Below are 12,879 nucleotides of genomic sequence, written 5' to 3'. Positions count from 1 at the left end.
AGCGAGCCGCGACCGGGGTCGAGACGGAGCTGCTGGACCTTTCGGGAGCGACCCTCGAAGACCTTGACCGGAGCGATGGGCTTTCTTCGGTGACCCAGCGGCTGCTCGACGCGGTCCAATTTCCACCGACCCTGGTGAACTCCTCGACTTCCGGACAGAATTGCGGGAGCAAGGGAACCTCGGAATAGTGCCGCATCCCTCGCTTTCCGGAACAAGGTGGCCATGACGGCTGAGCGTTCCTTTCATCGTCTTTCGGAGCGGTGCTTCACCGAGTTGGGCCGGGGTTCGGGCGGTGTGTCGTCGGTGGCCGAGCTGCGATCCGGGCAGCGCAGCCGGACCATGCTCCTGCTGCGCGCCCTGGTCGGCATCGCCGCCGACCATCCCGCGTTACCGGGCCCACTCCCCGACGCCCGGGAGCCGTGGCGCCTTCTGATCCGGGCGGAGCGTGCGGCCCCGGCGGCCGTGGAGCGGGTATTGCTGCACCCCCAGGCGGGCACCTGGCTCAACCGCTGTCTACGCGGGCTGCGCGGCCGGGAACCGGTGAAAACGCCACTGTGGACCGAAACCGGCTATCTCTATGCCATGGCCGCTTCGGCCGCACTTCTCGCGGGAATCGACTTCCGTACCACGGTGGCGGTGCGCGAGGGCGGGGTGATCCTGCCCGCCCTCGGTTTCGCCTGCCTCCCGGACCGGACGGCGGAAACCGCCGAGGTCGTCCGCACCCCGGAGGGGAAGGCCACGCTGACCGCCGGACCGCATACGGTCCCGCTGCCTTTCGACCTCACCCGGAATGCGCCGGGATGGTACGGCCTCCGGCGATTGCGCGGCGAACACCAGGGGCATATCTGCGAGCCCTTCCTCGACGATGTCGACCCCTATCGCGATTTCCTGCGCACCACCCCGCCGGAAAGACTCACCGACGACGAGTGGAAGCACTGGCAGGGGTGTTTCGACACCGCATGGCGGCTGGTCGCGGAGCAGTCGCAGGTGGACCCCCGGGGGATCGCCGCATGTCTGGGCTCCCTCGTCCCCGTGCCCTACACCGCCCCTCCCGATCTGTTCAGCGCCTCCTCCCCGGAAGCCCGCGGATGTGTGCTGCTCGGCCGCCCCGACGACCCGCTCGCGCTGGCCGCGTCGCTGGTGCACGAGGCGCAGCACATCAAGCTCAGCGCACTGATGGATCTGGTGCCGCTGATCGAAGGGGGCCTGGAGGAGGTCCACTACGCGCCCTGGCGGCTGGACCCCCGACCGCTGCGGGGTCTGCTGCACGGGGTGTACGCGTTCCTCGGTGTCACGGGGTTCTGGCGGGACCGGTGGCAGCTCGCGGAGGCCGGGCCCGCCCGGGACACCGCCGCGTTCGAGTTCGCCCTGCGCCGTGCGCAGACCGCGCGGGGGCTGCGGACACTCCTCGCCCACGCCCGGCTCACACCGCTCGGTGAAAGGTTCCTCCAGCTCGTGGCAGAGCGGCTCGCCGCGTGGTCGGCCGAGCCCGTCCCGTCGCTGCCGCGGCGCTGGGCGGCGGATGTGCTCATCGACGCCGAACTCGTCTACCGGCTGCGCCACCTCAGGCCCGACCCCGCGCAGACCACCCGCTGGGCGCGGGCCTGGCGGGCGGGCAACGCCCCTCCGCGGGATCTGCCCGCCACCGCCGTCCGGCCGGCTCCCACCGGGATCCCGGTGCGCCCCGCGCTCGTCCGCCACCGGCTCATGGACCCGGTGGCGTTCGCCCGCCTCGACGCGGACCGGGACGCAACGCTCCCCGACGGCACCACACCCGCCGGGGCCGATCTCGACTGGGCCGCGGACCGGACCGAGGCCGCGCTGCACGGCTACCGGGCCCGGCTGGCGACGGCCCCGGACGATCTCAGTGCCTGGGCGGGGCTTGCGCTCAGCATGCCGGACGGCACCGCGCGACAGGCGCTGCTGAGCCGCCCGGAGCTGGTGCTCGCCGTCCACCGGGCGTTATACGGCGCGGGGCCGGAGCGGACGCCCGGCCCCGGCCCGGGGCCCGATCCGATCGCCCTCGCGCGGTGGATCGGAACCCATGGCCGCTGAACGCTCCCCGCGGCCGGCTCAGAAGGCCATGGCCTCCACATCGCAGTCCGCGCGGATGCCCCGGGCCGCCGCCACCGTGGCCGGATGGCCGGCGGACAGCACCTGCCGCATCCGGGTGAGCGCGTCATGGTGCAGTTCCTCCGCCGATCTGCCCTCGCCCAGCGCCCGCAGATCACCGGAGAGATTGAGCGCGCAGGCGAGGGTGGTGGGGTGGTCCTCGCCCAGCCGGGTCCGGCAGGCCGCCAGGGTCTCGGTGTCCAGCCGCCTGGCCTCCTCGTAGTCCGCCAGCGTGAAGTGATCGCTGGCGAGGTTGATCGCGCAGGCCAGCGAGACCGGGTGGTCGGCCTCCAGCCGCTCGACGAGCAGCGGCAGCGTCCGCTCGTTCAGCCGGAGCGCCTCCTCCGTCTCGCCCAGCAGCCGCAAGGTGATGGCGAGGTCGAGCGCCGCGCTCAGGGTCACCGGGTGGCGCGGCCCCAGCGCGTCCCGCATGTCCTCCACACACTTCAGGCCGAGTTCGCGGGCGCCGTCGAGATCGGCCGTCTGCCGCAGATCCATCGACAGGTTGAGCGCGGTCGTGGAGATGTTGAGATTGGGCTCGGCGTAGCGCAGCCGGTAGCGCTCCAGAACCTCCTGGCTGATCTCCAGGGCGCCTTCGTGGTCGCCCGCCTTGCGGCGCGCCACGGCGAGATTGCGCAGCGCGTAGACACCGATGGGCGCGTTCTGCGGAAGCACTCTGCGGATCCGCGCGCAGGTCTGCTCCAGCATGCCGCGGGCGGTCATGTAGTCACCGCATTCGCGGACGTCGATGCTGACGTTGGTCTCCAGCAGGATGGCCAGCAGATTGTCCTCGCCGAGGATGACCTCGGCGATGTTGTGGGCGCTCTCGTCCACCTCCCGGGCGCGCGCGTAGTCCCCGGCCGCCCGCAGCCCCAGGGCGTAGTCGTTGGCCGCGGCGATGGTGTACGGGTCCTCCTCGCCGAACAGCCGCCGGGTCCTGCTCCAGCGGTCCCGCTCCAGCTCCAGCGAGCGCGCGAAGTCGCCCTGGAAGCGCGCGTCGCTGGCCACCGCGCCCAGGGTGACGAGGGTGTTCTCGTGGTCGTCGCCCTCGGCGGCGCGCTGGAGCTCCAGGGTGCGGCTGTTGAGCTCCCGCGCCTGCTCGAAGTAGCCGAGGACGGTGAGGACATGACCCAGGGTCCGGGAGACCGCCAGCGACTCCGGGCTGTCCTCGCCGAGCGTCTCGAGCCACTTCTCCCGTACCTGACGGCCCAGTTCGAGCGCGCCCTCGTGGTCTCCCCACACATAGAGGAACCGCACCAGGTTGCGCACCATCTGCCGCACCCATTTGTCGTCGCACTCCATGGCCCGGGAGGCGCGGACATGCGACAGCAGATCGGCGTACCGGCCCCAGTTGGGCGGTGCCACGTCATTGGGGTCGCCGTAGGCGAGCAGCACATGCGCGCTGTGCTTCATATCCGCCTGCTGCTGCGGGGACATCTGGCCGATCAGCACTGCCTGCACCAGCCGGTGCATTTCGATGGTGTTGCTGCGGTGATTGATTTTGATCAGGGCGTAGCGATTGATCTCACGGATGGCATGGCCCAGTTTGATGGGGTCCTGGAGCACCTCCGACAGCTCGGGGGAGAGCGAAACCCCCCGGACCCCGGAGAACAGCCGCCGCGAAATCGGCTCGGGAGCGAAGAAGGAGCACATCTGGAGCAGTTGCAGCGCGCCGGGATGGGTCTCGGCCAGCCGCCGGAGCGACATGTTCCAGGCGGCGGCCACCGGTTCGGGATAGTCGACCGGCACCCCCGCCGCCAGCAGTTCGCTGCGACGGGTGGAGACATCGGACCGCTCGTCCTCGAACACCTGGAGGTACTCATTGACCGGCATGCCGGTCTCGGTCAGCCAGGCCGCCGCCTGCTCGATGGCCAGCGGCAGATCCCCGAGCGCGTCGGCCACCCGGTCCGCCTGGTCCCGCGGCAGCTCCGGACCCCGCCGCAGCAGCAGCTCGATGCTCTCCTCGCGCTCGAAGACATCCACCTCGACAGTGCGGGCGGCCCGCGACCACTGGGCGTTGCGCGAGGTGACCAGGATGCGGCCGGGACCGCCCGCGGGGAAGAACGGCCGGACCGTATCCAGCTCCTCGGCATTGTCGAAGACCAGCAGCCAGTTGCGGCAGGGCCGCCCGGTGCGCAGCGCGTCCAGCACGGTCGGCACGGCCGTGTTGGCCTCCATGCCCGCCTGGAGACCGAGCCGGTCGGCGAGCTGGACCAGCGCCTGGCGGATCTGCTCGGTGCGCTCGGCCGGGATCCACCACACCGCGTCGTAGTCCGCGGCGTGCTGATGGACGTACTCCAGGGCGATCTGGGACTTGCCGACTCCGCCGAGGCCGTGCAGCGCCTCCGGCAGCACGGCCGCCGTGCCCTCACTGCGCAGCCGCTCGTGGAGCACGTCGAGCAGCGTCTGCCGTCCGGTGAAGTTGTTGTTCCGGGGCGGCACATTGCCCCAGATGGACGGGGGATCCCCGGCCCGGCGCTCCTCCACGGCGGGCAGGGACCGAGCAGCGGTCACGGACACAAAACTTCCTCTCAGGTGCTCTCCCGCCGGACCCGGCGCGCGGTGCGACGGCGGGGCGGGTGAATCGTCGGCATGGGAACGCGCGGTGGATCGGGGAGTGGTGGAGTCAGTCACGGCAACCGCCTCAGCCGCATCGGGGACCACATTTTTTCCCCTGCCGGACCTGTCATCAACTGGATCCGGGGGGTGTTCGCCCATAGGGGCGACCGTCTGATGGGCGAGGACAAGAGCGCGAAAAGAGCGCGCGCCTTCGAGATACGGGCCCGACAGCGCCTGGTAGACCTGCTCCTGGAGTCTGAGGTACGGCAGCAGTCGCTCGGTGGTGGGCAGATCCCGCACCGGCTCCGAAGGGTGGTTGAGCAGATCGCGCAGCAGATGCAGCGGCTGCCAGCGCTTTCCCAGCCGGTCCAGAACGCTGCGCAGGATGTACAGCGACTCGTCCCGCATCCCGGCCGACAGCAGCAGCTCCCGTACCCCGCTGTGGAATTCGTAGCCGATGCCCGTCTCGTCCATGGGGTCGGCCGTCCCCACCTTGCGCAGCAGCCCGCCCAGCAGGATCTCCGCCAGATCGCCGGGGCTGCCCTCCGGGTGGTGGATCCCCTGCACAAACTCCATCACCGGAATGTTCAACGGAGCCGCCGCCAGCCGGGACGCCAGCCGGAAGGCGCTGGGCGAGGCCGTCGTACGGAACCGGAAGACCCGGTCCAGGGCGCTCGGTTCCGGTTCGCGCTCCCAGCGCTCGGCCGGTACGCCGGGCAGCAGGGCCAGCGTCTCCTGGCCACGGGCCGAGGGCCGGGCCACCAGCTGCGCCCAGCCGGCCAGCCACCGCGCGTCCAGCTCCAGCACCGGCACCGGCGGCTCGCCCCCGGGCCAGGAGCCGCCATCGGCCGGAGCCCAGGTGGCGTTGGGGGCGCCCGGCCCGGGGGCGCGCACCCGCACCCGCTCCGGCGCCACTCCGGTGTGCGCCCAGCGGCCCTGGTGCAGTACGTGCAGTACGGCCACCGAGGCACTCCGCGCCCAGCGGGCCAGCGCGCGCTGGGCGCTCTCGTCGGCCCAGGCCGCGCCGATGCCGTCGGTGAGCACCAGCACCGCCCGCCGGTCCCGCGGCGACATTCCGGCCACCGGCGAACCCGGCCCCGGACGGTCCCCGCGCCCGGCCGGCCCGCCCTCCCCGTCGTCGGGTAACAGGCGGTCGCTGTCGATCCGGTGCACCCGTACGTCCCGGAAGGCGCCGGTCCGTTGCAACACGGTGACCAGCCGGGTCGCCGTCCGGCGCCAGACCACCATCGATCGTCCGCAGTCCACCACGAGGACCGCGTCCATCCAGCGCTCCCGCACCGGAACGCACTCGGGCACCCACAGCCCCTCGCGCGCCGCACGCTCGGCCGTGGCCTCCTCGTCGACCTCCAGCGCGACCGGGGAGGGCGTGGTGCGCTTGAGGGGGCGCAGCGCCCGGGACAGCGCACGCTCGGCGAGCATCGGTCCGGGGGCGGAGCACCGCGGGGCGGGCAGGACAACATGGGTGGCCAGGGCCGGTTCCGTCGCGGCGGCCGGATGGTCCCCGGCTGCGGCGACCTCGGCGGGCAGGGGGGCGGAGACGGTCAGATCGGGCTCGGGCGCCCGCTCCTCCTCCGGCTCGCGCTCCGACGGCGGTGCACCGGACGGACCGTCATCCGGCGGCGGTGCGTCCGCCTCCGGGGGCCGGGTGAGCGGATCGGGGCCGGCCCGGTCCGGTCCGCGGTCCGTCTCGGCCTTGCAGACGGCCAGCCATACGGCGTCGGCGATCTGCTGCCAGTCCAGGCCCCGTGGGCCGTGCCCGGGGGACCCGCCGCCTGGGTCGTGTGTCATGTCGGGCCCGCTGCGTCCAGCCGGTGCCAGACGGAGTGCAGGAGCTCCTCCCACTCGGGACCGGGCACCTGGGACTGGGACGTCACCAGATACACCGCGTTGAGCAACTGGTCGGCGGCGAGCCCTCCTTCGAGCTCACTGCGCTCCAGGAACATCTGGATGAGCTCCTGGGCGCGCGGATCGTCGGCCCGCCCCAGATGAGCGGCCACGATCGCGGCGAGCCGGTCCGCGTCCGGGTCGGGCAGTCGCAGCTGGAGGCAGCGGCGCAGGAACGCGGGCGGGAACTCCCGCTCACCGTTGCTGGTGATGACCACGACCGGGAAGGCACGGCAGCGCACCCGGCCCGAGGCGATGACGGTACTGCGGTCGGGGTCGTCGGTGAGGACCGATACGGCCGGCCGGCGCCTGCGGACGCGCACCAGCTCGGGGATGGCGTACTCACCGGCCTCGAAGATGTCGAGCAGGTCATTGGGCAGATCGATATCGCTCTTGTCGAATTCGTCGATGAGCAGCACACGGGGGAGGCGGTACGGCAGCATCGCCGTGCCCAGCGGCCCCAGTTGGAGGAAGTCCCCGATGTCCTCGGGGCCCGGCTCCGGGGTGTCCCGCTCCGCCGCCTGTCCGGCCGCGGCCGCGTGCACCCGGCCGACGGCGTCGTAGCCGTACAGCCCGGACCGCAGGGTGGTGCGGGTGGTGATCGGCCAGCGCAGCACCCGGCCGAGGCCCAGTTCCCGGCTGATGCGGTAGGCCAGGGTGGACTTGCCCGTACCGGGGCGCCCGGTCACCAGGAGCGGACGCCTGAGGATGAGCGCCGCGTTGACGACGTCGGCCTCCTCGGCGCCGGCCCGCAGGCCCAGCGGGGTGGCTCCCAGCCGCCGGGCCGCGTCCTGCTCCTCCTCCGGCGGTGCCGGGGGTTCGGTCGGCGCCCCGTCCCGGTCCGCTAACGCGCCCGCGGGCGCCTCGGCGTCCGGAGGGCAGGCCGAGACCCCGCCGAAGGTACGCCAGGGAGGAGGCGGCGGAAGGATCTCTTCCAGGTCGACGTCGTGCAGCGGGCGGCCGGTGCCCTGGTAGATCCACCAGGGGCGTGGCACGCCGGACGGCAGTGGATTCGCGGTGGACCCCGGGTCGTTGTGGACCCGCCCGTTGTGCCGTCGCGCGGACTCCGCCTCGCTCATCGGCTCCCCACCCCCTCGTCCGGCCCCGTCAACCGCCCCACCGGCTCCACGGGACGGGTCGGGTCGTCCCAGACGAGCATCACATGCTGCCCCGGGTGATGCTCCCGCTCCGCGGAGTCGATCGTATGGGCGTCCAGACGTAACTCTGTCACGGCTTCGCGGAGCCGTGCCAGGTTCCCGCTGGCCTCGGCCGGTTTTTGTCTCAGCCAATGGACCAGGTCGGGGGCGCGGGTGTGGCGGCGGTCCCAGGTCACCACGGGGATCCCGGCCCGCCACGCCGCCAGCGCCTCGTTCGTCCCTTCGGGGGTGGCCCCCGGGGGCGAGTTCAGGACCAGCGCGACCACATACGGATCGGCCTTGAGCCGGGCCAGCAGCCCGCCGACGTCCCCCGAGGACGGGCTGTCCGGGTCCGGGCCGTCGATGACCAGCTGCTTGGAACGCAGGGGCTGATCGGCGAAGACCTGCCAGCGCTGCTTCCACGACCGGTGCCAGCGGCGGGTCTGGCAGCGCTCCAGACTCCTTATCACCACGGGGTAGTCCATGCACAGCGGAGTGGCCAGATCGCTGTCCAGCTCCTGGCGCCACAGATGCACCGGAAGGTTCAGGTCATCGGCGCCCAGCATGAACTCCACATGGATGGACCGGGCGTCGTCCCACTCCTCCGCCGCGGCGAACACCAGGTCCTGGACGGCCCGCTCGGCGGTGGCCGAGGTGACCTGGGTGACCGGGCCCCGGGCCGGATGCCAGCCGGTGGGGTCGTACTGGTGCCAGGACGAGAGCTCATAGCGGCCCGGCTCCTCCTGCCGCAGCAGCCGGATCACCAGATAGGCGTCGACCGGCTCGGCCGGGGCGGCATGGCCCACCTGCTGGCGCAGCGATCTCAGCTGCGAGGTCAGGGACAGCTCCCGGGCCCGCTCATCGGCCCACGCACGCAACGCGTCCGCCGTGCGCAACGGCTGTGCGGACGCGGCCAGATACTCCACCAGGGCGAGCCCCGGCGGCAGACTGCCCGGCTGGGCGTTCATCCGGCTCAGCACCTCGAAGGCGTGCCAGGGGCCGGTGACCGGGGGAACGTCCTGGAGCGGGCCCGCCGCCGCCCGGCACAGCTGCCCCAGCTGTCCGATCTCCAGCTCCTCCAGCAGCGACCGCAGCTCCGCGGTGGCGGGCACGGGCAGCGCCGGACGGGCCGTCATCTGCGCCATGACCGCGTCGAGCTGGTGCATCGCGTCCGCGTCCGAGACCAACACCGCCAGCGACGCGCGCAGCGCCCGCATCACCCGCACATTGTCCAGACACTCCCGGGCCAGCTCGACCAGGAAGTAGTCGGTCACCCGGTGGCTGCGGACCGGTACGGCCGATTCCAGTTCCCTGGCGGCCAGTTCCAGACACAGTTCACGGGATTCCGGATTCGTCAGACAGCGGAACTCCTTGAGCGCTGTGACCAGATTGGTGACCGATGCCAGGCTGCCTTCCCCCATGGCCGCCATGCCATGCCCTCCCCTGAGCCCGTATCACCGGTCCCCGCCGCCGGTGATCCCCCGCCGGAGACCCTGTCATATCGCGGGCGCCGCCCGCCCGGACTCCGGACAACTTGTATGCCCTGCACGCCCCGGGCGACACTCCCCGGCGCTCCCGGGTGCGCGCCGAGCGTGCCCGCGTCCGCGCGGTCACGCACGGCCCAGCTCCGCTATGCGCCGGGCCAGTTCGGCCGTCGCCGGGGTGTCCGGCGCGAGCACGGACACCACCTCCACCAGCTCCTTCAGCGCGCCGTATGCCTCACAGGTCCGCAGCAGGGCCAGCGCCTCCGCCCGGCTCGCCGACTGCCGGCCGACCGCGGTGCCGACGGTGGGCAGCTCATCGAGCAGCTGCTGCCAGCGGGCGGGCGAGGTCATCCCGGGAATGTCGAGCAAGGCATCGGCCATGACACCCAATTGATGAATGGTCAGCTTGTGCTGACGGCGCGCGGAGGGTGAGACGGCATGCGCCGCGGGCGCGGGGCGCGCCGCGCCCGCCTCCTCGGGTAGCCGCCCGATCAGCTCGAACGCGAAGGCGGCGGCATTCCGGGACGCCACGGGCTGCCAGCGCTCGTCATGAGCCTCCCCCTTGTCGCCCAGCAGATCCGAGATGCCCCGGATCACCAGGGCGTCCAGATGCTGATTGAGATACGCGCCCGCCAGGAAGCCGAAGCCCTCCATGTCCACCGCGACGGCGTCTCCCGCGGCCGCCGCCAGTCTGCGTCCGGCGTCCGAGCGATGGTGTGCCACCACCCGCCCGCCCGCCGCGATCGGTTTGACATGGGCGCGGGGGAGCGGGGAGCCGTCCGACGGGCGGATCCGCCGCTGCCAGGTGTCGCCCGCGGTGACGATCCGGGCCAACTGCACCAGTCCGTACGCCGACTGGTGGGTTTTCTGCCGGGGCAGAAAACCCTGCTCGGTGTCCTTGCCGGTCTCGTAGTCGTACACCGCGTCGGCGGCCACCACATCGCCCAGCACCACGTCCTTGCGCCCGCCCGCCACCCCGACGAACAGCAGCGCGCGGGGCGCGAACAGCGCCGCGGCCCGCTCGACCGCGGCCGCCGCGCCCGGATTGCCGGGGCCGGTCATATGGGTCGCCACCCGCCGCTCGACGGAACCCTCACGGAAGGAGCCCACCTCGAACAGGGCACCCCGCTCGGCCCGCACCGGGCGCAACTCCTGAAGATGGGCGCACACCGCCCGGTACTCCACCTCCAGCGCGGTGAGTACCACCACATCCGCCCGCGCGGAGCCCCCGTTGTCGCCAGCCGTCACCGTTTCCCCCTCGGCACCGTTGTGACCCGAACCCACCATGCTGCGCCACCGCGGGCCCGGCGTCGATGTACATGTTCACATCACGGACGGTGGAGATCCGCGTACCGCACGATCTCCACGGTGACCACGGCGACCAGCGCCACTTCGGCCACCGACACCGCCAGCAGCCACGGAGGCAGCGGCTCCGATGACCAGCACACGATCAGGGCGGCCATCGGCGCCACCGAGAACAGCAGCAGATCCGCGGCGAGTTGGAGCCGCTTCCGGGAGACCCTGCGGTGGTCGTCGCGATGGGCCGTCTCCCATCCGAACACCCGCGAGGACCCCGGCGCCAGCGCCGCCAGCCGCGGCCCCAGATCCCCGCGCACATAGCGTCCGATGGCCGAGATCTTTTCGTCGTTGACCAGATACGCCCATCCCAGCACCACCGACGCGGGCGGCAGCAGCAGAAGCAGCTCGGGCTGACCGCCGTTCTGGAAGGAGAAGGTGATGATGGCCGCCATCGAGGCGAGCGTGGCGTAGAGCAGATTGTCCCGGAACCCGATCCGCGCCCGCTGCTCCTCCTTCACCTGCTCGTACTCCACGATGAGCAGCTTGTTCGTCAGATTCTCCGCATCGCCGTTCCCGTCCCGCGCCACCGCGCCCCCCTCCGCGCTCCGTCACGAACGATATGCCGTTCGCCGTCCCCGCGGTGGTGGGACGGGCCTTTCAGATCCGGCTGCCCGTCGCGGTGTCCGACGACAGCCGCTGGGCGAGGTAGATGGGGATGACCGACAGCAGGACGAGGACGGCGGCGACGACGTTGACCACCGGGGCCTGCTGGGGGCGGGCCATATTGGAGAAGATCCAGATCGGCAGGGTCTGGATACCGGGGCCCGCGGTGAAGGTCGTCACCACGATCTCGTCGAAGGACAGCGCGAAGGCGAGCAGCCCGCCCGCCACCAGGGCCGAGCGCACCAGCGGGAAGGTGATGTCGACGAAGGCCCGGAAGGTGTTCGCGCCCAGATCCATGGCGGCCTGTTCATAGGATCCGGCCATCCGGCGCAGCCGGGCGATCACATTGTTGAAGACGACCACGATGCAGAAGGTGGCGTGGCCGACCACCACGGTGAACATGCCCAGGCCCACCCCGAGCGGTTCGAGGACCGTACGGAAGGCGGTGTTGAGGGCGACACCGGTGACGATACCGGGCAGCGCGATCGGCAGGACGACCAGGAAGGAGAGGGTCTCCCGGCCGAAGAAGCGGAAGCGCTGCACGGCGAAGGCGATGAGGGTGCCGAGGACCAGGGCGATCGCGGTGGCGCCGAGACCGGCCTTGACCGAGGTCCACAGCGCGTCGCGGGCACCGGTGCTGTGCCAGGCATCGGCCCACCAGTGGAGGGTGAGTCCGGGCGGTGGCCAGCCGGAACTGCGGTCGGGATTGAGGGAGTTGACCAGGACCAGCAGCAGCGGCACATAGATGACCGCGAAGCCGAGCCCGGCGGCGATGCGCAGGGTGATGCGCGCGGGGCGGGAGAGATTCATCGAAGGGCCTTCGGTGTGCGGGCCGTCAGAGGCTGCTGAGGGCACCGGTGCGGCGGACCGCGAGCAGATAGCCCACGATGATCAACACCGGTACGGTGCCCAGCGCCGCGGCGAGCGGCAGATCGAGGGTGATGTTGGAGTAGATGAGATTGCCGATCAGCTGGGTCTTGCCGCCGACGATCTGCACGGCGATGTAGTCGCCGAGGCTGAGCGAGAAGGTGAAGACCGACCCGGCCGCGATGGACGGCAGCAGCATCGGCAGCACCACCGAACGGAAGGTCCGGCCGGTGCGGGCACCGAGGTCGGCGGAGGCGTCCAGCAGATTGTCCGGGAGCTGTTCGAGCCCGGCGTGGATCGGCAGGATCATGTACGGCAGCCACAGATACGTCAGCACCAGGACGGTGGCGGTCAGCCCGTAACCGGGTCCGTCGAGTCCGAGCGGACCGAGCAGCCAGTCCAGCAGACCGCCCTCGGCGAGGATGAGCCGCCAGGCGTACGCCTTGACCAGATAGCTGGCCCACAGCGGGGTGAGGATCGCCACCACCAGCAGGGGCCGCCAGCGGGGCTTGGCGATCCGGGCGGTGTAGAAGGCTACGGGGAAGGCGATCACGGCGCACAGCGCGGTGACCGCCAGCGCCACGCCGACGCTCCGCAGGGCGACCTGGCGGTAGACGTCGCTCTGGAACAGGGTGGTGAAGTTGTCGGTGTTCCAGACCTTCACCACGCTCGAGGTGAAACTGTCCGTCGTCCAGAACGCGGACAGGAACAGCGCGCTGAGCGAGCCGAGATAGGCCAGGACAAGCCAGGTCAGCGGCGCGGTGAGCAGCAGGGACAGCTGGAGCCGGGGACGGCGGTGCAGGGTCCCGGCGAGCCGCCGGACGAATCCGGCGGCCGGCGCGGTCTTGGTCATA

Annotated in this window: 8 protein-coding genes; 1 reads left to right on the top strand and 7 read right to left on the bottom strand. The window is 71.6% G+C overall.

Annotated elements, in window-relative coordinates; genetic code table 11:
* Positions 1 to 222 precede the first annotated feature (222 nt).
* A complete protein-coding gene (locus tag JK363_RS19290) occupies positions 223 to 2,055 on the top strand; it encodes an HEXXH motif domain-containing protein (protein WP_201876173.1) in 1,833 nt (610 codons plus the stop codon).
* Positions 2,056 to 2,073: 18 nt separating this feature from the next.
* On the opposite strand, the gene fxsT is transcribed toward JK363_RS19290, so the two are convergent.
* The 7 genes from fxsT to JK363_RS19255 form a co-directional block, all read right to left on the bottom strand.
* Positions 2,074 to 6,480: an FxSxx-COOH system tetratricopeptide repeat protein gene (gene fxsT / locus JK363_RS19285; protein WP_201876172.1), complete on the bottom strand. Its 4,407-nt coding sequence runs from the start codon at positions 6,478 to 6,480 to the stop codon at positions 2,074 to 2,076.
* Positions 6,477 to 7,655 carry an AAA family ATPase gene (locus JK363_RS19280; RefSeq protein ID WP_201876171.1) on the bottom strand — a complete coding sequence of 393 codons (1,179 nt, stop codon included), beginning with the start codon at positions 7,653 to 7,655 and terminating at the stop codon, positions 6,477 to 6,479. Before JK363_RS19280 ends, fxsT begins: the two co-directional genes overlap by 4 nt.
* Complete coding sequence (locus JK363_RS19275) at positions 7,652 to 9,142, bottom strand: VMAP-C domain-containing protein (protein WP_201876170.1); 1,491 nt, start codon at positions 9,140 to 9,142, stop codon at positions 7,652 to 7,654. Before JK363_RS19275 ends, JK363_RS19280 begins: the two co-directional genes overlap by 4 nt.
* Positions 9,143 to 9,322: 180 nt before the next feature.
* Positions 9,323 to 10,444, bottom strand: coding sequence for a phosphorylase family protein (locus JK363_RS19270; protein ID WP_201876169.1), 1,122 nt, complete (start codon positions 10,442 to 10,444; stop codon positions 9,323 to 9,325).
* A gap of 80 nt (positions 10,445 to 10,524) precedes the next feature.
* Positions 10,525 to 11,082, bottom strand: a complete 558-nt coding sequence (locus JK363_RS19265; protein ID WP_201876168.1) for a hypothetical protein — start codon at positions 11,080 to 11,082, stop codon at positions 10,525 to 10,527.
* A gap of 70 nt (positions 11,083 to 11,152) precedes the next feature.
* Positions 11,153 to 11,968, bottom strand: a complete 816-nt coding sequence (locus tag JK363_RS19260; RefSeq protein ID WP_201876167.1) for an ABC transporter permease — start codon at positions 11,966 to 11,968, stop codon at positions 11,153 to 11,155.
* 25 nt (positions 11,969 to 11,993) lie between these two features.
* Positions 11,994 to 12,878 (bottom strand): ABC transporter permease, encoded by an 885-nt coding sequence (locus tag JK363_RS19255; RefSeq protein ID WP_201876166.1) that lies wholly within the window; start codon positions 12,876 to 12,878, stop codon positions 11,994 to 11,996.
* Between the last annotated feature and the right edge of the window lies 1 nt (position 12,879).

This window comes from Streptomyces coffeae, from assembly GCF_016741875.1.
GTDB classification, from domain to species: domain Bacteria; phylum Actinomycetota; class Actinomycetes; order Streptomycetales; family Streptomycetaceae; genus Streptomyces; species Streptomyces coffeae.
Note: the sequence above shows the minus strand (reverse complement) of the source record. Positions and strands in the feature narration are given on the sequence as shown.

Coding starts and splice junctions, on each gene's coding strand:
- JK363_RS19290 (WP_201876173.1), top strand. CDS start 223: ATGACGGCTGAGCGTTCCTTTCATCGTCTTTCGGAGCGGTGCTTCACC.
- fxsT (WP_201876172.1), bottom strand. CDS start 6,480: ATGACACACGACCCAGGCGGCGGGTCCCCCGGGCACGGCCCACGGGGC.
- JK363_RS19280 (WP_201876171.1), bottom strand. CDS start 7,655: ATGAGCGAGGCGGAGTCCGCGCGACGGCACAACGGGCGGGTCCACAAC.
- JK363_RS19275 (WP_201876170.1), bottom strand. CDS start 9,142: ATGGCGGCCATGGGGGAAGGCAGCCTGGCATCGGTCACCAATCTGGTC.
- JK363_RS19260 (WP_201876167.1), bottom strand. CDS start 11,968: ATGAATCTCTCCCGCCCCGCGCGCATCACCCTGCGCATCGCCGCCGGG.
- JK363_RS19255 (WP_201876166.1), bottom strand. CDS start 12,878: ATGACCAAGACCGCGCCGGCCGCCGGATTCGTCCGGCGGCTCGCCGGG.